This window comes from Azospirillum sp. UFLA03-27 (assembly GCF_059803775.1).
The window spans coordinates 76,613-95,615 of record NZ_JAUQTX010000001.1; the positions used below are offsets into that span (position 1 = coordinate 76,613).

The 19,003-nt window shown below is 69.7% G+C and carries 20 protein-coding genes; 6 read left to right on the plus strand and 14 right to left on the minus strand.

Annotated elements, in window-relative coordinates:
* Positions 1-28: 28 nt before the first annotated feature.
* The 9 genes from lon to Q4I23_RS00385 all read right to left on the minus strand — a co-directional run bounded on the left by lon (position 29) and on the right by Q4I23_RS00385 (position 10,552).
* Positions 29-2,446 carry an endopeptidase La gene (gene lon, locus Q4I23_RS00345; protein WP_498524950.1) on the minus strand — a complete coding sequence of 806 codons (2,418 nt, stop codon included), beginning with the start codon at positions 2,444-2,446 and terminating at the stop codon, positions 29-31.
* 11 nt (positions 2,447-2,457) lie between these two features.
* Entirely contained in the window at positions 2,458-2,865 is a 408-nt protein-coding gene (locus tag Q4I23_RS00350) for an Hsp20/alpha crystallin family protein (protein ID WP_014198726.1), read from the minus strand.
* A 33-nt stretch (positions 2,866-2,898) separates the two neighbouring features.
* On the minus strand, positions 2,899-3,090 hold the full coding sequence (locus Q4I23_RS00355; RefSeq protein WP_454016750.1) for a DUF2934 domain-containing protein: 192 nt from the start codon (positions 3,088-3,090) through the stop codon (positions 2,899-2,901).
* Between the two features lie 167 nt (positions 3,091-3,257).
* On the minus strand, positions 3,258-3,509 hold the full coding sequence (locus Q4I23_RS00360; RefSeq protein ID WP_498524951.1) for a hypothetical protein: 252 nt from the start codon (positions 3,507-3,509) through the stop codon (positions 3,258-3,260).
* Positions 3,510-3,601: 92 nt separating this feature from the next.
* Positions 3,602-4,429 carry a universal stress protein gene (locus tag Q4I23_RS00365; RefSeq protein WP_014198723.1) on the minus strand — a complete coding sequence of 276 codons (828 nt, stop codon included), beginning with the start codon at positions 4,427-4,429 and terminating at the stop codon, positions 3,602-3,604.
* Positions 4,430-4,559: 130 nt separating this feature from the next.
* Positions 4,560-6,368 carry an autotransporter domain-containing protein gene (locus Q4I23_RS00370; protein WP_498524952.1) on the minus strand — a complete coding sequence of 603 codons (1,809 nt, stop codon included), beginning with the start codon at positions 6,366-6,368 and terminating at the stop codon, positions 4,560-4,562.
* Between the two features lie 241 nt (positions 6,369-6,609).
* Positions 6,610-7,200 (minus strand): cytochrome b, encoded by a 591-nt coding sequence (locus Q4I23_RS00375; RefSeq protein WP_498524953.1) that lies wholly within the window; start codon positions 7,198-7,200, stop codon positions 6,610-6,612.
* A gap of 217 nt (positions 7,201-7,417) precedes the next feature.
* A complete protein-coding gene (locus tag Q4I23_RS00380) occupies positions 7,418-9,391 on the minus strand; it encodes a PP2C family protein-serine/threonine phosphatase (protein ID WP_498524954.1) in 1,974 nt (657 codons plus the stop codon).
* 156 nt (positions 9,392-9,547) lie between these two features.
* Positions 9,548-10,552: a zinc metalloprotease HtpX gene (locus Q4I23_RS00385; protein ID WP_498524955.1), complete on the minus strand. Its 1,005-nt coding sequence runs from the start codon at positions 10,550-10,552 to the stop codon at positions 9,548-9,550.
* Between the two features lie 233 nt (positions 10,553-10,785).
* On the opposite strand from Q4I23_RS00385, the gene Q4I23_RS00390 reads away from it, so the two are divergent.
* Positions 10,786-11,694, plus strand: coding sequence for a DnaJ C-terminal domain-containing protein (locus tag Q4I23_RS00390; protein ID WP_454016756.1), 909 nt, complete (start codon positions 10,786-10,788; stop codon positions 11,692-11,694).
* 1 nt (position 11,695) lies between these two features.
* Positions 11,696-12,064: a chaperone modulator CbpM gene (locus Q4I23_RS00395; protein WP_498524956.1), complete on the plus strand. Its 369-nt coding sequence runs from the start codon at positions 11,696-11,698 to the stop codon at positions 12,062-12,064.
* Position 12,065: 1 nt separating this feature from the next.
* Here the strand turns inward: Q4I23_RS00395 and Q4I23_RS00400 are convergent, their stop codons facing one another.
* A complete protein-coding gene (locus Q4I23_RS00400) occupies positions 12,066-12,257 on the minus strand; it encodes a hypothetical protein (RefSeq protein WP_014198714.1) in 192 nt (63 codons plus the stop codon).
* A gap of 336 nt (positions 12,258-12,593) precedes the next feature.
* Positions 12,594-13,523: an NAD(P)/FAD-dependent oxidoreductase gene (locus Q4I23_RS00405; protein ID WP_498524957.1), complete on the minus strand. Its 930-nt coding sequence runs from the start codon at positions 13,521-13,523 to the stop codon at positions 12,594-12,596.
* Positions 13,524-13,700: 177 nt separating this feature from the next.
* On the opposite strand from Q4I23_RS00405, the gene Q4I23_RS00410 reads away from it, so the two are divergent.
* The 3 genes from Q4I23_RS00410 (at position 13,701) to Q4I23_RS00420 (ending at position 15,014) form a co-directional block, all read left to right on the plus strand.
* The gene (locus Q4I23_RS00410; protein ID WP_498524958.1) at positions 13,701-14,090 is read left to right on the plus strand and encodes an Hpt domain-containing protein; all 390 of its coding nucleotides are present in this window, start codon (positions 13,701-13,703) and stop codon (positions 14,088-14,090) included.
* A gap of 73 nt (positions 14,091-14,163) precedes the next feature.
* A complete protein-coding gene (locus Q4I23_RS00415) occupies positions 14,164-14,535 on the plus strand; it encodes a response regulator (RefSeq protein ID WP_454016761.1) in 372 nt (123 codons plus the stop codon).
* Positions 14,536-14,633: 98 nt separating this feature from the next.
* On the plus strand, positions 14,634-15,014 hold the full coding sequence (locus tag Q4I23_RS00420) for a hypothetical protein (RefSeq protein WP_237906235.1): 381 nt from the start codon (positions 14,634-14,636) through the stop codon (positions 15,012-15,014).
* A 20-nt stretch (positions 15,015-15,034) separates the two neighbouring features.
* On the opposite strand, the gene Q4I23_RS00425 is transcribed toward Q4I23_RS00420, so the two are convergent.
* Together Q4I23_RS00425 and wrbA are read right to left on the minus strand one after the other, a co-directional pair.
* Complete coding sequence (locus Q4I23_RS00425) at positions 15,035-15,982, minus strand: glutathione S-transferase family protein (RefSeq protein ID WP_498524959.1); 948 nt, start codon at positions 15,980-15,982, stop codon at positions 15,035-15,037.
* Between the two features lie 67 nt (positions 15,983-16,049).
* A complete protein-coding gene (wrbA, locus tag Q4I23_RS00430; RefSeq protein WP_094302591.1) occupies positions 16,050-16,652 on the minus strand; it encodes an NAD(P)H:quinone oxidoreductase in 603 nt (200 codons plus the stop codon).
* A gap of 127 nt (positions 16,653-16,779) precedes the next feature.
* On the opposite strand from wrbA, the gene Q4I23_RS00435 reads away from it, so the two are divergent.
* Positions 16,780-17,718 (plus strand): LysR family transcriptional regulator, encoded by a 939-nt coding sequence (locus tag Q4I23_RS00435; protein ID WP_035679155.1) that lies wholly within the window; start codon positions 16,780-16,782, stop codon positions 17,716-17,718.
* A 30-nt stretch (positions 17,719-17,748) separates the two neighbouring features.
* Here Q4I23_RS00435 and Q4I23_RS00440 read toward each other — a convergent pair whose 3' ends face one another.
* Positions 17,749-18,978 carry a class I SAM-dependent DNA methyltransferase gene (locus Q4I23_RS00440; protein ID WP_498524960.1) on the minus strand — a complete coding sequence of 410 codons (1,230 nt, stop codon included), beginning with the start codon at positions 18,976-18,978 and terminating at the stop codon, positions 17,749-17,751.
* Positions 18,979-19,003 lie beyond the last annotated feature (25 nt).

Here is a 19,003-nt window from a genome sequence, read left to right on the forward strand (position 1 = left end):
GCAAGGGTCCCGGCCCCTGCGGAGAACGCTACCCGGCCTTGCGCTCTGCCGCCTCCGCGGAGGGCTCCGACACCAGGGCCGCGCGGACGGCGTCGTCCACCCGCTCCAGCCAGACGAAGCTCAGCCGCTCGCGCACCGCCGCCGGAATGTCGTCGAAATCCTTGCGGTTGCGGGCGGGCAGCATCACCGTCTTCAGCCCCGCGCGCTCGGCGGCCACCACCTTCTCACGGATGCCGCCGACCGGCAGCACCAGACCGCGCAGGCTGATTTCCCCGGTCATCGCCGTGTCGGAACGGATGCAGCGACCGGACAGCAGCGACACCAGGGCCGTGAAGATCGCCACCCCGGCGGACGGCCCGTCCTTCGGGATGGCGCCGGCCGGGACGTGGATGTGGATGTCGAAGCGGTCCAGCCCCTCCGGGTCGAGGCCGAGATCCCTCACTCGCGACTTGACGAGGCTGAGAGCGGCCTGCGCGCTCTCCTTCATCACCTCGCCGAGTTGCCCGGTCAGGATCAGGCGGCCCGAGCCGGAAAAGCGGCTGGCCTCGATGAACAGGATGTCGCCGCCAACCGGGGTCCAGGCGAGTCCGGTCGCCACGCCGGGCACGCTGGTGCGCATCGCCACGTCGTTCTCGAATCGCGGTGGTCCGAGGATCGCCGTGAGGTCCGCCGGCTCGACCCGCATCCGCTCGACCTCCCCCTCGGCGATGCGGACGGCGGCGTAGCGCCCGACCGCACCGATCAGCCGTTCCAGTTGGCGGTTACCGGCCTCCCGCGTGTGGTCCCGGATGATCGCCCGCAGCGTGTCGTCGGGGATCACCAGCTGGTCCGCCGTCAGCCCGTTGGCGGTAAGCTGGCGGGCCAGCAGGTAGCGCTTGGCGATCTCCAGCTTCTCGTCCTCGGTGTAGCCGGACAGCTCGATCACCTCCATGCGGTCGCGGAGCGGCCCGGGAATGGTGTCCAGCATGTTGGCGGTGGCGATGAACATCACCTTCGACAGGTCGAAGGGCACGCCCAGGTAATGGTCGCGGAAGGTCGCGTTCTGCTCCGGGTCCAGCACCTCCAGCAGGGCGGCCGACGGGTCGCCGTGGAAGCCCTGCCCCAGCTTGTCCATCTCGTCCAGCATCAGCACGCAGTCGCGCGTCCCGGCCTTGCGGATGGCCTGGACGATGTTCCCCGGCAGCGCCCCGACATAGGTGCGACGGTGGCCGCGGATCTCGCTCTCGTCATGGACGCCGCCCAGCGAGACGCGGGCGAAGGCCCGCCCGGTCGCCCGCGCGATGCTCTGGCCGAGCGAGGTCTTGCCCACCCCCGGCGGGCCGACGAAGCACAGGATGGGGCTGCGCCCCTCCGGGTTCAGCTTGCGCACCGCCAGGAATTCCAGAATGCGGCGTTTGACCTTCTCCAGCCCGTAATGGTCCTCGTCGAGGATGCGGCGGGCCTCGGCGATGTCGATGCGGGATTCCGACCGGCGGTCCCACGGCATCTCGATCAGCCAGTCCAGGTAGCTGCGGACCATCGAGTATTCCGCCGCCGCCTCCGGCATGCGCTCCAGGCGGCGCAGTTCCTTCTCGGCGTGCTCCCGCACGTCAGGCGGCATGCCGGCCTTGGCGATGGCGTCCTGAAGCTCGCCGATCTCGGCCTGACGCCCCTCGTCAGCCTCTCCCAACTCCTTCTGGATGGCGCGGAGTTGCTCGCGCAGCAGGTATTCACGCTGCCGCTCGTCCATCGCCTCGCGGGTGCGCTCGCGGAGGTCGCGGGACAGCCGCAGCACCTCGATCCGCCGGGCCAGCAGGCCGCCGACCTTGTCGAGCCGCTCCGGCAGGACGACGGTCTCCAGCACCTCCTGCTTCTCGGCGGGCTTCAGGTCCATGTAGCTGGCGGTCATGTCGGCGAGTTCGCCGGGACTTTCGATGGCCTGCACGGCGGCCAGAAGCTCCTGCGGGGCCTGGGGCAGCAGTTGCAGCGCCTCCACCGCCTCGTTGCGCAGGTTCAGGAAGCGGGCCATGACCTCCGGCGTGGCGGTGTCGCTTTCCTCGACCATCTCGACGCGGGCGGCCATGAAGGGATGGCCCGGCACCCATTCGACGATGCGGAAGCGCTGCTGCCCCTGGCACACCAGATGGTGCGAGCCGTCGGGCGTGGTGACGTAGCGCAGGATGCTGGCGGTCGTGCCGACGCGGTGCATGTCGGCGCCGGTCGGGTCCTCCACCGCCTCGTCGCGCTGGAGCAGGATGCCGACCGGCCGTTCGGTGCGGGCCGCCTCCTGCGCCGCGGCGACCGAGCGCGCCCGCCCCACCGTCACCGGCAGCACCACACCCGGAAACTGCACGAGGTTCCGGACGGGGATGACCGGGATCACATCCTCCGGCAACCCGGAGGCGGGCGGCGAGGCGGATGGCGTCTGGGGAGCCGGTGTCGCTTCGGCAGCGTGCTCATCAGTCATTCGAACGTCCTTCATCCCATCTTGTCGAGCGTCAGCACGAGGCAGCCCGCCGACAGCTCGCGCCGTCCCATGCGGAAGGCCCCGGCGGGCAGCTCGATCCGCCGCTCGAAGCGGCCGTGGGGAATCTCGAGGCGGTGGATGATCCCGTCGCAGCCCAGCGGCAGGGTCCGCTCCCCGGCAACCACCAGAACGCCGTCCTCGACGGCGACGTGAAGCTGTTCCGCACCGACGCCAGGAAGGGCGACGACGATGGTCACCGCGTCCTCCGTCTCGTAGACGTCGATGGGCGGGGTCCAGCAGGCGCGGCGCGGGCCGGGCGGGGCCGGGCGGAAGAACTGGCGGTGCAGCCGCTCGGCACGGTCCAGCAGTTCGACAGCCTCCGACCACATGAAGGAAGCGGGGTCACGGCGGGGCGGCATGGCGTCTCCTTGGAGGAATGGCTGTGATGGACGTCAGATGCCGGCGCCGGTATCCGCGGAGGCTTGGGCAAGGTCCCGCGGTTCGGAATCCTTCTCCTTCGCCCGCTCGTCCTCCTCCTGGAGTTCACGGCAGGCCCGTTCCCAGTGTTCGGCGCGGCGGCCTTCGGGGCGCCCCTCCTGCTCCCAGATCTCGTAGGCACGGTGGCGGATGCGGTGTTCGTCCATCGCGGCGTTCCCCTCCTTCCCGCCCCGGCCGCAGGCATGGCCCGTCCGGCCGCAAGAACCGGGGCTCCTTCGTCCCTTCAGCAACGGTGGGGAGTCGCAGGCGTTCCGCCGACCATGCGGACATCAGACGGAAGAAAGGGCCGATGGCCCCTTTCGGGTTCGGGGCTTTAGAACCGGTCCGGCTCGTCCGTGGGATCGGGGCGGCCCGCCGCCTCGTCGTGGCCGCTGCGGTTGCTGAGAAAAACCAGGGCCATCAGCCCGATGGCGACGGCGCTGGTCAGCACGGCGCCGCCGACCAGGGCGAGCAGGCCCGGCAGGCTGAGGCCGAATAGGTCGAAGCCCGTCGCCGCCCAGGCGGCGAACAGCGCCGCCAGGACGATGACGGGACAGGCGATCAGGAAGACGCGGAGCCAGGACATGCACGCTCTCCAGCCGGTGCCGGGAAGCCTCTACATGGCCGCCCGGCACGGCGGAGGAAAGCCCGCCGCCTGTTTCCGTCAACCGGACGGCGTCAGTGGGAGAGCAGCAGCGGCACCGGGCAGGTGCGCAGGACATGACGCGTCCCGCCGCCGCGGTGCAGGAAGGGGAAGCCGTAATGGCCGTGCGCGCCCATCACCAGCAGATCGGCCCCGGAGTCGATGCTGCGGGCCAGAAGCGCGTCCATGGCGCCGATGTCGGTCACCGTAAAATGCGTCTGGTCGGCCGTCACGCCGTGCAGCGCCAGATGGTCGAGCAGGCCGATGCGCTGCGGCTCCGTCCCGGCTGGCGGGGCGGCCTGGGTCAGAACGGTGATGACAGTGACCTCGTCGGCCGCCTGGAGGAAGGGCATGGCGTCGGACAGGGCACGGGCGGCCTCGCGCTCGGCGTTCCAGGCGACGGCGACGCGCTTGCCGATCACCGGGAAGGTGCCCGCGAAGGGCAGCACAAGCACCGGTCGGCCCGAATTCAGCACCACCTGCTCGTTCAGTTCCTCCGGCGCCACGCCGTCGGCGGGGGCGCTGCGGTCGAACTGGCCGAGCACCGTCAGGTCGGCGAAGCGCGACCAGATGATGACCTCGCGGATGACGTGGTTGTGCTCGCCATGGGTCAGGCCGTGCCACTGGCCCTGCAGGCCCGACGCCTGGAGCTTGTCGCGGAACATCGCCTCGCTGCGGGCGGCTGCCTGCTCCAGATGGTCGCTGGAGCGGCGGGCGATGACGCTGGTGGCGCTGCGGTCCGGCTGGGCGAACAGGCCGCGCAGGAAGGCGCCGCTGGTCTTCGCCAGCGCGATGGCCGCGTCGAGGCGGGTTTCCACCTGCGGGCCGGAATCGAGATGCACGAGGATGTGCTTGTAGGCCATAAAACTCCCTCCCGTTGTTCTTGTTCGGGCGGGCGTGCCCGGAGGCGACGCGCCGGCACCGATTGTTCCTCTTGCGGCGCCGCAACGCCAGCAGGAAAAAGCCTTCCGGAAGGATGGAATAGGCGTTTCCTCAGAAGCTCATGCGCAAGCGGGCGGTGAAGGCGTGGTTGTGGCCGTCTGCCCCGGACAGTTCGCCGCGGTAACCCACCGAGGCGCTGACCGCCTGCCAGAGCTGGGCCGACAGGCCGGCGCCGATCACCAGGGAGTCGCGGCCGTCGCCGCTCGGGCTCACGCTGTTGGCGGCACCGCCGGGCAGGCGGATGGTGACGGTGCGCGCGTCCTCGGCAAACTGGTGCTCCCAGGCGATGCCCAGGCTGGGCTGAAGCACCGTCCGCCCGATCTCCACGACGGTGGAGGCTTCGGCCCCGACGCTGCTCTCCAGCGATTCGGCGCTCTGCCGCTCGACGCCGAGCGACAGCAGGCCGGCGCCGCTCTCCTGATAGCCGTCGATGCGCGTGTGGATGTAACGCAGGCCCAGCCGCGGTCCCAGCGCCACCGGCCCGAGCTGCGCCGTGTAGCCCCCGGCGACCGACAGGGCGTAGGTCCGCCCATCCGTCTCCGCCGAGGCGTTGGGGAACGGCGCGAAGCCGGTGTTCCGGTCGATGTCGCCGTAGCGGTCGAAGGAGACGCTGCCCGCCACGGCCAGCAGGAAGCCCCGCGCCTCGGTCACCGCGTGCAGGCCGATGATGGTGCTGGTCATGTCCAGCGTGCCCGCCCCCTCGTCCAGCCTGGCGCGGCCGCGCGACCCGCCGACCGACAGCCCGACGCGCGAGGCCGGCCCGACCGGAAGTTCGGCGCCGACGCCGCCCGACTGGGTGTTGAAGCGGAAGCCCTGGCGCTCCGCCGTACCGCCGAGACGGCCCCAGGCGGCGTCGCCGATCAGGAACGCCCTCAGTTCGCCGGAGCCGAGCGGCGCCTCCACCCGCGTCGCGGCGGGTCCGGCGATGGAGCCGAGCAGCGCGCGGTGCCAGCTTCGCGTCGCTTCGAAGGCCAATTCCGGCTGCATCGCCACTGTCTCCGCCGCGTCGTTCAGGGCGAGCAGGGCGCCCTGCATGTATTGCGCGATCAACAGATGGGCGGCGCGGGTCGGGTGGATCTCGTCCCAATAGACGGTCTGGTCGGCCTGCGCCTCGGTCCCGCAGGCGCCGGTCGGCGCGTTGTCCGACACGCAGGGCGTGACGGTGTTGGTGAAGCCGTAGGCCGTTGGGTTGGCCGCCACCGCGCGGTACAGCGCGTTGACGTCGGCCACCACGACGGTGACGCCCAGCCGCTTCTCCACATCGGCCATCGCCTGCGACAGCAATGTGTTGTGGGAGGCGGTGACGGTGTTCAGCAGGGCGGCGCGGTCGGAGTTGCGGGTGTCCGGGACGGTGCCGAGGTCCGGCAGGTTCGGGACCAGGAAGGTCTTCCCCCCGAGCGCCGCCAGACGCTCCACCGTGGTGACGATGTTGCCGACCGTCTGGGTGACGAGGCCCGACGGGTCCGCCCCGGCCGAGACGCGGTTGAAGTAGTCGTTGCCGCCTGCCCACACCGCGAACAGCCCGCCGCCGGTGCCGCTCGGGCGGCTGAACAGGAACTGCCCGACCTGCCCCTGGATGCCGGGAACGCCGGTCTGCGACAGGGTGCCGGTCTCCGCGCCGCCATAGGCGAAGTTGGTCTTCTGGTCGGGCTGGCTGCCGATCAGTGGGGCCAGCCGCTCGACCCAGACGGGGCCATTGGAGAAACGCCCGTCGTAATAGGGCGGGCTCTGCGGAATGCCGCCGCGCGTCAGCTCATAGACGCGGCCGGTGTCAGACAAGCTGTCGCCGAAGACGAACACCCGGTCGAACGGCACCGCCCCGGCGGGCGCCGACGCCAGCAACGCAGCCCCCGCTGCCATACGAATTGCCTTACCCTTCACCGCCTCACCTCCCCCGCTGGACAGCCGGAAAACAGGGGGGGGTGCGTCAAAGCGGGGGGCGGTACCGCCATTGCGTCGGGAAGAGATGCCGCTTGGGCGGGTTCATCAGACCATGGGGGACCCGAGCTTGGGTCCATCCATGGAGGAGGCAGGACCTCGCCACTCGGCGGGCGGCGCCCATCGGCACTCCGGTGCCGGCGCCGCCCGCCCTTTACTCAGCTCAGCGGTTTCCCCAGGGAAGCATGCGGCTCAGCGTTCCGTCCTTCAGCACATACTGGTGGACCAGGGCCGCCACCGCGTGCAGACCGGCCAGCACGATGATGGCGGTGCCGAGAAGCTCATGCAGCTTCTCCAGGATGTCGCCAAAGGCATGGTTTTCCCCCACCAGCGTCGGCAGGGTGAACAGGCCGAAAAAGGTGACGGGATGGCCATGGGCCTGGGTCATCGTCACGCCGGCCAGCGGCACGGCGATCATCAGGGCGTAGAGCGCCAGATGCCCCGCCTTGGCCGCCAGCAGGAGCAGCGGCGCGGTGTCGGCGGGCATCGGCGGCGGCGGGCTGACGGCGCGCCAGACCATGCGCAGCGCCACCAGCGCCAACACCAGTACGCCGAGCGAGCGATGGACATCCATCAGGGCGGTCCGCTCCGGCCCGCGGGGCACCAGCCCGCGCCCCTGGGCGATGGCGAAGGCCACCAGGATCAGCAGGGTGACGCTCCAGTGCAGGAACAGCATCACACCGTCGTAGCGGGTCTTGACGGGGCGGGTCTTGACGGGCGGCCGGGCGGCGGCCTCGGAGTAAGCGTTGGACATCGGAAGTCCCCTCATCGGCAGAAACAGGCAAGTCCTGCCGATCCTGTCCGGGGGCGACTGAACCGAAGCTGAACGGCGGAACCCAGGACTGGAGATGGGGGTGCCGCGCGGCTCCGCGCCGTGGTCGCACGGATGACCCGGCGGGCCAGCCGGATCACCCCGATCAGAGGGAACGTTTTTGCTGCCGGCCATCGGCGACGGACATCGCCGAAGGGCGTCACACAGCCGCTTCGGACTCCGGCGCCAGTTCGGACGCGGGCAGCAGGCGGCGCACCGTCAGACAGACGATGTCGCCGGTTTGCCCGCCCGGGCTGACATGGGCCTCCACTGCGCGCAGCAGCAGTTCGGAGCGGTCGCGCGCCGACAGGCCGCGGCCCTGGTGCAGGACGGCGGCCAGACGCTCCTCCCCGAACGGCTCGCGCTGGGCGTTCACCGCCCGCAGTACGCCCTCGGTGCACAGGAACAGCGTGTCCTCCTGCTCCAGCCGGGTCACCGCCTCGCCGTAGGGGATGCCCTTGCGCACGCCCAGCGCCGGGCCGCCCGCGTCGGCCAGGGTCAGAACGCTGCCGTCCGCGCGGATGCGGCAGGGCGCGCGGTTGCCGGCGCTGGAATGGCTGAGCATCCCGGTCTCGCGGTCGTAGAGGGCGACGAAGGCAGTGGCGAAGCCGTCGAACGGGCTCTGCCCGCACAGCCGGTCGTTGGCCGCCGCCAGGATAGCGGCCGGGGTCATGCCGGGCCGGGCCGCCGCCTCGCGGATCGCGCCGCGCACCAGCAGCATCAGGAAGGCCGCCGGCACACCCCAGCCGGACACCCCGGCCACCACCAGCAGGCAATGGCGCTCGTCCAGCTCGATCACGTCGTAGAAGTCGCCGCTGACCGCCGGGCCGGGGACCAGAAGGCCGAAGAACTGGCTGTCGCGCCCGGCGGGAAGCTGCTGCGGCAGCAGATTCGCCTGCACGTCGCGGGCGGCGCGCTGCTCCTCCTCGATCAGGTGTTCGGCGGCGGCCAGCTTCTCGGTGCGGGTCTCCAACTCGGCCGTGCGCATCAGGAGTTGGGCGTCCAGCGTCTCCTCGCGGTAGGACGCCTCCAGCGCCATGCTGCGGAAGACGCGGGCGAGACGGCCCATCTCGTCGTTGCGCTCCATCGCCTCATTCAGGGTGAAGGGGTTGAATCGCCCGGCCTCCACCGCGGCGACGGCCTCGCCCAGCCGCTCGATCGGGGCCATCTGGCTGCGCGCGAAGCGGACGGCGCCGTAGACGCCCGCCGCCAGGACGAGCAGCCCGACCAGAACGCCGATCTTCACATGGCGCCCGACCACCGAGGCCAAGTCCTCCGCCGGCAGGCGGACCACCGCGATGCCCGCCCCCTGCCCGGCAACCGCCGGCACCGGGGCAAAGGCGGTCAGCCGGTCGCCCTCGAGCAGAAGGCCGGTCTCGCCGGCCGCCGCCGCGGCCTTCGCCGCCTCGACCGCCCGCTCCGACAGCGGCCCGGCGCTGGGACCGGTGGCGTGCACGGCGAGACGCCCGTCGCGCTCCAGCAGCCACGCGCCCTCCACCGTGCCGCCGGCCAGCAGGGAGGCCATCACCCCGTCCACTCCGGCCTTGCGGGCGATGTCGCCCAGCCGGCGCACATCGGCGCCGACCTGGACGATGCGCGGCTTGTCGACGCCGGCCACACCGGCGAACTTCATCAGCTTGCCGCCTTCGGTGACAGCGTCGGTCACCACCTTCTCCGGCGCGCGGTTCAGCAAGCCGTAATAGGGCGCCTGGCGCGGCTGCGCACGGGCGTCGGGACCGAAGGTGATGTCGGGGCCGGGAATGTTGTGCAGATAGGCGCGGCCCCGGTTGTCGGTGACCCAGATCTCATCCGGCCCGCCACCATCCGCGACGGCCTTCAGCCGGTCGGTCACAGCCTTGATCGGCGCCTTGCCCGCCTCCATCACCGCGACGAGATGGGCGGCGAGCGTTGCCTCCGACAGCAGCCGGTCGCCCAGAAGCGCCTCCATGTCGCGCGGGACCTCGCGCGCCAGCGTGGCGCTGCGGGCCAGCAGGGTCGCCGCGCCACGGCCGTCCGCTTCCACCCGCGTCTGGATCGCCGAATGGGTCGTCCAGGCCAGCAAAATCGTGACCAGCGCCACCGCCAGCGTCACCAGCCCGGAGATCAGGAGGACCAAACGCCCTTGAAAGGTCATGGAGGGGACCCGCCTTTTGTAGCCAACCGACCGCCACGGGCGCTCCGCTATCCCTGGACAAGCCTGGGATTTGGGAAAATTGCCCGACCGCGCCCGTCGGTTCTACCCAGCCGGGCAGCGTGAGTCCAGGAGAGGCGGACGCCGGCCTTGTAACCTTCAGTACCAGTAGCCGCCGATCCGGTAGCGCGGGCGCCGCACCGCCGCCGGCATGGCGAGGTGCGGCCGGGCATGAAGGGGGTGGGCGTCGAGCCCCGGCAGGACCGGCGGCGGGGTGCGCAGCGCCATCAGGCGGCGCACCCGCTCCTCGGTGTCCGGGTGGGTGCGCAGCAGGGATGGGATGTTCTGCGCCCGGCGGCGGCCGGGAAAGCGCAGCCCCTCCCACGGGCTGTGCTGAAGCCGTTCGATCCGGGCGAGCGCCGAGGCGACGCCCTCCGGGTCACCGGTCAGGTGGGCGGCGTCGAGGTCGGCGTCGAACTCCCGGGTGCGCGACAGGGCGAGTTGCAGAAGCACGCCGATCCAGGGTGCGGCGATAAGCAGCAGCACCAGCAGCCAGGGAACCGCCTCCTGCCGAATCATCAGCAGGGGCAGGTTGAGAATCAGCAGGGCCATGCCGAAGACCGACATCAGCCGGGTCAGGCTGGTCACCGTGTCGGCCAGCCCCATCACGGTCAGGTCGTTGTTGCGCACGTGGCTGACCTCGTGGGCCAGCACGCCGGCCAGTTCGCGCAGGCTGAGCGCGCGCAGCAGCCCGTCGGTGACCGCGATGGCCGACCGGCGGCGGCTGCCCACGGCGAAGGCGTTCAGCGCCGGGCTGGCGACGTACCACAGCTCCGGCACCGCAGGCAGCTCCGCCCGCCGGGCGATGGCGGCCAGCGCATCGAACAGGACCGGAGCCTCCACATAGGTCAGGCGGCGGGCGCCGAACATGCCGAGCACCATGCGCGGCGACAGGCGCGGGCTGAACAGCAGGCTGATCGCGCCACCGAGAAGCGCCCACAGCACCCCTTCCACCCCGGCCAGGATCATCCCGCACAGAGCCAGCAGCAGCACCATGCCGCCGAGCAGGAGGAGGGACTGGAGCACATTCGCGATCTTGTGGCGCCGCCGCAGGTCGGCGGCCGCCTGATCCGTGGGCATGAAGGACCGGTGCGTGTGCGGCATGACGGGGGCTTCCTCCCTGACCATCTCCTTTTGGAACCGTTCAACCGGAACCAAGTCCGGCCCGCCTCATATTGGCGCGCGCCGCCCCGTCGTCATCCCGGCCGCAAGCACAGGCGCTCTGCGCCGGACGGAAGGGCACCCCTCTTGATTTGCGGGGGAGCGTCGAACACATACACGTCGAACGTGCTCACCCCTTAGCCGCTGACCCCCGCTTTCCAATCACGGTCATCGCCATGAGCAATCCTTACGAGATTCTGGGCGTATCCCCCACCGCTTCGGACGACGAAATCCGCAAGGCCTACCGGAAGCTGGCCAAGAAGCACCATCCCGACCTAAACCCCGGCAAGGCGGAGGCCGAGCAGCGCTTCAAGGACATCAGCGCCGCCTACAGTCTGCTGTCGGATGCCGACAAGCGCGCCCGCTTCGACCGCGGGGAGATCGACGCCTCCGGCCAGGAACGGCCGCAGCGCCAGTATTACCGCGACTTCGCGGAAGGCCCGGCGGGCGCCCGCTACGCCCATGCGGAAGGATTCGCGTCGGACGATCTGGAACACATCTTCTCCGATCTGTTCGGCGGGCGCGGCTTTGCCCGCGGCGGCGCCATGCCGATGAAGGGCGGTAACCTGAGCATGGCGCTGACGGTCGATTTCCTGGCGGCGGCCAAGGGCGGCAAGCGCCGCGTCACCATGCCGGATGGGAAGACGCTGGACATCGACCTGCCCGCCGGACTGGAGGATGGCGGCACCATCCGCCTGAAGGGCCAGGGCCTGCCCGGCAGCAACGGCGGTCCGCCCGGCGACGCGCTGGTAACCGTCAAGGTCACGCCCCACCCGTGGTTCCGGCGCGACGGCGACGACATCCAACTCGACCTGCCGGTGACGCTGGCCGAGGCGGTGCTGGGCGGCAAGGTCCGCGTGCCGACCATCGACGGGCCGGTGATGCTGACCGTTCCGAAGGGGGCGAACAACGGCACGCGGCTGCGGTTGAAGGGCAAGGGTCTTCCCGGAGCGACCGGGGTGCGGGGCGACCAGTATGTGACACTGCGCATTGCCCTGCCCGACGCACCCGACCCGGCGCTGGAGGCGTTCGTCCGGGATTGGAAGTCCGACCACAACCCGAGACGGGACATGGAGGCCGCATAAAATGGGCCAGGATGACAGGAAACCGGACGGCGTGGGGTGGCGGACCGAGGAGGTTCTGGCCACCTGCCGGCGCGTCTCCTCCACCCAACTGACGGTGTGGGTGGAGCGGCACTGGCTGAGGCCGCGGCACGAAGGGAACGGTTTCGTCTTCAGCGCGGCCGACGTGGCCCGGCTGGAACTGATCTGCGATCTGCGGGAGGATCTGGCGCTCGACGACGAGGCGATGCCGGTCGTGCTGTCGCTGCTGGACACCGTCTATGGGCTGCGGCGTCGCCTGCGCGTGTTGGCCGAAGCCATCGGCGATCTGCCGCCGGAAGCCCGCTATCTCCTGCAGGACGAGCTGCGGAAGCGGGAGGAAAAGGAGGGGTAGGTCAGCTCCGGACGCCGAAGGCCCGTCCGCTCAGCGCGATGTCCTGGTTGAAGCCTTCCGCGACCCGGTCGTTGCCGCCGGACTGCATGCACAGCGTCACGTTGATGGCGCTGAGGATGGCGTGGTCGATCTGCTCCGGCTTGGCGTTGTGACGTTTGATGGCTTGAAGCGCGCGGGTCACGGATTGGGCCATGGAGCAGGTTCCGTTCGTTCTGGCAGGCTGCCCGGGTTGATCGGCGGGTTGGTTGATGGCGCCATCATGCCGCCCCTTCGCTCGTCCCGCTGTGCGCCGGGCCACACCCAGCCGCACGGACCGCCTTTCGCAATGGCGAAAGTCCTAAAGCCCAAATTCTTAATCAGGTGTAAACGTCCGGCCGAGCCCAAAAGGCATAACCCTTTATGCCTTTCCTGGAAGCTCCATCAAAGCAAGAGCATAGCTCAAGCCATTGGTTTGGTATTACCACTCATTAATGTCAAATGCGACACTTTGCCCAGTGCCGCTGACCACCCGCCAGGGAGGCATCGCCCCTCAGAGGTCCCCATCCTCCGCCAGGAGTCGGCGATGGACGGCGGTGGCGGCGATCGCGGCCTGCCCCATGGCGACCGAAATCTGGTTCAGGCCCTCCACGATGTCACCCGCGGCGTAAAGCCCTTCGATACCCGTCTGCTGGTGGTCGTCGGTAACCAGCCGGCCGTCCGGGCCGATGCGCACGCCCAGCCCCTTCACCGGCTCAATCCGCGGATGGCAGCCCAGGGCGGAGTACAGCGTGTCGAAGGTCAGCCGCTCGCCGGCTGCCGTGGTCAGGGCGGCAATCCGCCCGCCTTCGGTGTGGATTTCCACCACCGGGTCCTCGACGGCGCGCAGCCCGGCCTCGGCCATGCGGCGCTCCTCCGCCTCCTCCAGATTCATCGGTTCGCCCAGCGTCAGCACGGTGATGTCGCGGGAATAGGTGCGCAGGAACAGCGCTTCTCCCAGAGCCCCGGTGCCGTGCCCGATGACGCCGATGCGGTGGCCGGTCACCTCGAACCCGTCGCAGATCGGGCAATGGCGGACCAGCCCCCGCTGCACCGCTTGATACAGGTTGGGCAATTGCGGCTCGCGGTCGATCACGCCGGTCGCGGCCAGCACGGTGCGGGCCCGGAACAGCCGCCCGTCCTCCGTCCGCACGCGGTAGCCATCGTCGCTCCGCTCCACCTCCGTCACCGTTCCCGGCACGATCCGGGCGCCGTAGCGCTCCGCCTGGGCGCGCATGCGGGCCAACAACTCGTCGCCGGTCACCCCGTCCGGAAAGCCCGCATGGTTGTGGGACAGCGGAATCCAGGAGGCCCGGCTGGCCCCGGAATCCACAACCAGGAAGCGGCGGCGGTAGCGCGCCAGATAGATCGCCGCGGTCAGACCCGCAGGGCCGCCACCGACGATCAGGGTGTCCAGACGCTGTTCCTCGGTTGCGGCGGCCATTGCTCGGGCGTTCCAGCGGTTGTTGGCGACGTTGGGGAACAGGCTGCGCCTTCCCAGGTTCCGCAGCGGGCTGCTGCATCGCCGAAGCGTCCATTCGCCGCGCCGCCCACGGCTTGACCGGGTTGAATTGCCACACGCACTGTACGGCCATACCGTGTCCTGCCGGGAGCCGCAGCCGTGCCCCAGCCCCTGTCTGTCCCGTCCGAACCGCCGACGTTCAACATCTCCCCATGCGACCGTGACATCCTCGACGTCGAGCCGATGTTGCGCAACTTCGGTGGCCCTGGCCCCACCGTCACCATGCTCTACGCCCTGTTCCTGGAAAACGCCGACGAGTTGTCGCGCGTCCTGAAAGAGCGATTGGCGCTCGGCGACCTGGATGGTGTCCGGCTGGCCGCCCATTCGGCCGCCGGCGCCGCCCGCACCGCCGGGGCCGGGCGGGTCGCCGACCTCTTCGGCTCGGTGGAGGAGGCGGCCCTGCGCGGCGACGCGGCGGTGGTGCGGCGGGACGCGGCGGCCCTCGACCGCGCCCTGGCCGACGTGAAAATCTTGATCGCACGCATTTGAGTTTCTTTCGCGCTGATATATCATGCGGGCGTAACCCTTAGGGGTACCCATGGGGCGAAGCGCGAGGGTGGCCGTGTCGTTCAATTCCTGCGCGGTGCTGGTCGTCGAGGACGAGGTGGTGACCCGCAGCGTCTCGGTGCGGCTGCTGAAGCAGTTGGGCGTCGGCACGGTGATCGAGGCGGCCGACGGGGCGGAGGCGCTGGCCCGCTGCAACCGGGTCGATTTCGACGCGATCTTCTGCGACGTGGACATGGCGCCGATGGGCGGTCTGGCCTTTTTGGAGGCCTTGGACGGGCGGGCGCCGGTCATCATGTTGACCAAGCACGACCGCTCCGACGTCGTCCTGTCGGCCCTGCGCTCCGGCGCCACCGGCTATCTGGTGAAGCCGCTGACCACGTTCGGCCTGCGTGAGAAGCTGGAAAAAGCGCTGTCCGCGAAAGGGTAGAACCTTGACCGCGACATTATACTTTTCGTAACCACGGCGGAATTATTCTGTACACGGTGCATTGCTGCACCCTTGTGCGGATTGCCGGGAGATTCCGCATGCCCATGAACGTTCTGGAAGTGGCGATCTACGCCATGGTGCTCACCGCGTCGCAGCCGCGCCCTTATGAGTGTGTCGCGGTGCAGCCGGAGGGGGTGAACTGCACGAACGGCCTCGCCGTTGCGTCCGAATCACCGAAGGGCGTCATGGCCTTCAACACCGGCGTGCAGGTCATCAAGGACAACCAGGGCCGCGTGCGGCTGAGCAACGGGATCACCACCCATTTCGATTCCTCGGCCTGGGTGGCCTTCAAGAACCCCGGCGGACAGACCCTGGTCAGTGTGCGCAAGACCGGGCCGTTCCGCTTCAAGTTCTCCAACAGCTTCCAGTGCGAGATGATCGGCCAGAACCAGGACATGGCCCGCTGCTACAAGCCCTGAGGCCCGGTCACCCCACCGGGTTATCCAACCGTGTCCCGTCCATGCGGCGCGTCGAGATCCAGCGCCGGCCCCTTCGGCACGATGCCGGTCGGGTTAATCATGGTGTGGCTGGCGTAATAGTGCCGCTTGATGTGGTGGAAGTCGACCGTCTCCGCCACGCCGGGCACCTGATAAAGGTCGCGCAGATAGCCGGACAGGTTCGGATAATCGGCGATGCGGCGCAGGTTGCACTTGAAGTGGCCGACATAGACGGCGTCGAAGCGCACCAGCGTGGTGAACAGGCGCCAGTCGGCCTCGGTCTGCCGGTTCCCCAGCAGATAACGCTGTCCGGCCAGCCGCACGTCCAACTCGTCGAGCGCCGCGAAGAGGGCGTCGAACGCCTGCTCGTACTTCTCCTGGCTGGTCGCGAAGCCGGCCTTGTAGACGCCGTTGTTGACGCGGTCGTAGACGAAGGCGTTGATTCGGTCGATCTCCTCCGCCAGCTCCGCCGGGTAGAAGTCCATCGAGGCGTCGCCGAAGGCATCGAATTCCCGGTTCAGCATGCGGACGATCTCCGCAGACTCGTTGCTGACGATGGTTCCGGTCTTCTTGTCCCACAGCACCGGGACGGTGACGCGCCCCGAGTAGGTGGGATCGGCCGTGGTGTAGACCTCGTGCAGGCGGGTGGAGCCGGTGATCGGGTCGGGCTCGGGGAAGGTCCAGCCCTCTTCCCGCATCAGGGGATCGACCACGGTGACTCCGATGGCGTCCTCCAGCCCCTTCAGCTTGCGCAGGATCAGCGTGCGGTGCGCCCAGGGGCAGGCCAGCGACACGAACAGGTGATAGCGCCCGGCCTCCGCCTGGAATGGGGTCGAGCCGTCGGCCCGCACCCAGTTGCGGAACTGGGTTTCCGGGCGGAAGAAGGCGCCGCCGCTGTTCTTGGTGTCGTACCACTGGTCGTGCCAACGGCCGTCGATCAACAGGCCCATGCGCTGAACTCCCGTCTGTCCGGTGCCGCCTCTCCCGCCGTCCGGGCGGAAGAGGCGCACTCCACCCTCAACCGTGCAGCTTCTTGGTGATCTCCGCGACATGCCGCCCCTGGTAGCGGGCGCCGTCCAGTTCGACCGCGCTCGGCTGACGGGAGCCGTCGCCGCCCGCGATGGTGCTGGCGCCGTAGGGGCTGTTGCCCATCACCTCGTCCACGCCCATCTGGCCCTGGAAGCTGTAGGGCAGACCGACGATCACCATGCCGAGATGCAGAAGCACGGTGTGGGTGGTGAGGATCGTGCTCTCCTGCCCACCATGCTGGGTGGCGGAGGAGGAGAAGGCGGCGCCCACCTTGCCGACCAGCGCGCCCTTCGCCCACAGGCCGCCCGTCTGGTCGAGGAAATTCTTCATCTGGCCCGGCATGTTGCCGTAGCGCGTCGGCACGCCCAGGATGATGGCGTCGTAGTTGGCCAGTTCGTTCGGGTCGGCGATGGGAATGTTCGGCTCTTCCTTGAAGTGCGCCTTCTGCCGCACCTCCTCGGGGACCAGCTCCGGCACGCGCTTCACCGTCACCTCGGTTCCCGGAACCGAGCGGGCGCCTTCGGCCATCGCCTGCGCCATGGTGGAGATGTGGCCGTAGCTGCTGTAGTAGAGCACCAGAACTTTCGCCATGTCTCGTCTCCCCTCTGTCGTTGCGGCCGCGCTGGAGGCTGCGGCGTCCCAAAGAGATAGCGCGTTGCCGCGCTCCAGCAAATCCAGGGCGCTGGAACTTCATTGTTCCCGGGTGTAGAACAATGGGATGGATCGCCTCGACGACATGATGGCCTTTATCAAGGTCGTGGACACCAAGAGCTTCACCACCGCGGCGGAGCGCCTGAACCTGTCCAAGTCCGTGGTTTCCCGCCGCATCGCGGAGTTGGAGAACCGGTTGGGGGCGCGGCTGCTGAACCGCACCACGCGCAAGCTCAGCCTGACCGAGGTCGGGCAGGCCTATTACGAGCGCTGCACCCGCATCATCGCCGATCTGGAGGAGGCGGAGCAGGCCGTCGCCGACCTGCACGCCGCCCCGCGCGGGCGGTTGAAGGTCAACGCGCCGGTGTCCTTCGGACTGCTGCATCTGGCCAAGGCGGTCGCCGAGTTCCTCGAACGCTACCCGTCCATCGAGATCGAGATGGACCTGAACGACCGCTACGTCGATCTGATCGACGAGGGCTACGATCTGGCGGTGCGCATCGGGCGGCTGCGCGACAGCTCGCTGATCGCCAAGCGCCTGGCCCCCAACCGCCAAGTGGTCTGCGCCAGCCCGGCTTATCTGGAGAAGCACGGGATACCTCAGACACCGGATGAGCTGTCCAACCACAACTGCCTGATCTACACCAACATCCCGACCGCCGAGCAGTGGCAGTTCCGCGTCGGTGACGCCATGCGGTCGGTCCGCGTGTCGGGGTCGCTGCGCACCAACAACGGCGACCTGCTGCGCGAGTCCGCCATCGCCGGCGTCGGCATCATCGTTCTGCCCACCTTCCTGTGCGGCGAGGCTCTGTCCAAGGGGCAGCTCCAATGCCTGCTGCTGGATTATTACATGGCGGAATCGAACGTCTTCGCGGTCTACCCGCAGAACCGCCACCTGTCGCCGAAAGTCCGCGTCTTCGTCGATTTCCTGGCCGAGCGTTTCGGCCCGCGTCCCTATTGGGACTGCGCCCTGCTCAGCCTGCAGCCCTTCCGGGCGGAGGCGTAACGGACGCCCCCGTCCCGAACGGCCTTTTCGTCAGACCGCCGGCTTCTCCACTATAAAGAGAAGACCCGGCACGCCCACGCCCTTCTCCCGGCGGGGGGAGCAAGGCTCCATCAGGAGCACCGTCAGGCCCGCCGCCGCCGCCATCGCCCGCAGATAGGCTTCGCTGTGGGCGTAGCGCCGCGACGGGCCGAGCGCGTAGCCGGAGGTCGCCGCCTCGCCATCCAGACGCTCCACCGTCGCGGCGAAGCGGCCCGCCGGGCGCAGAGCCTTGGCGGCCCCCTCGAACAGCGCGGTCAGGTTGCCGAGATAGACCAGCACGTCGGCGGCGACCAGCAGGTCCCAGGCGTCGGATGCCGCCTCCACCGCCGCGACCACGTCGCCGACCGACAACTCATCATACAATGCGCGAGCGCGGGCCTTCTCGACCATGCGCGGGGCGAGATCGACCCCGGCGAGATGCCCGGCCAGCGGACGGAACGCCACGCCCGCCAGCCCGGTGCCGCAGCCGAGGTCCAGCACCCGCAACCCAGACGCCCCATGTTCGGATGCCGGCCCCAGCCGGTCCACCGCCTCGCGCAGCAGGGCCGGCGCGGAGTAGCCCAGCTTGTCCACCAGATCCTGGTCGAAGCGGTCGGCGTAACGATCGAACAGAGCGCGCACATAGGCCGCCGACAGGTCCTCCCCCGCGCCGCCTTCCAGCGTGGCGATCAGCGCCGCGCAGCCGAGTCGGCCGTCCGAGTCGAGTCGTTCGGCACGGCGCAGCGCGGTCAGGGCCTTCGTCGGCTCCTGCAGGGCGATCCAGGCCCGCCCGATGGCGGCGTGGAGGTCCGCGTCCTCCGGGTCCCGGCGGGACAAGGGCTGCAGCAGTTCGAGCGCGCCCAGCGCGTCGCCGGACTCGACCAGCAGGGCCGCCAGTTCCAGCGCCGCCTCGCGGTCGCCGGGGCGCAGGGCCACGGCCTCGCGGTACTCCTCCAGCGCGGCGTCCCGCCGGCCCGCCGCCGCCAGGGCGCGGGCGAGACCGAGCCGGGCCGCGGCGGAATCCGGCCGTTCCGCCGTCAACACCTGTCCGGTGGTCACGGCCTCCTCGAACCGGCCCGCGGCGCGCAGCGCGTCGGCCAGGGCGATCCGCCAGGGCCACACGCCGGGGTCGAGCGCCACCGCCCGCCCGCAGGCGGCCAGCGCCCCGGCGGCCTCGCCCGCGTCCCGCGTGCTGTCGGCCAAGGCGCCCCAGGCCTCGCCCGACCCCTGTCTCTTATACACATCTGACGCTGCCGACGATTATACG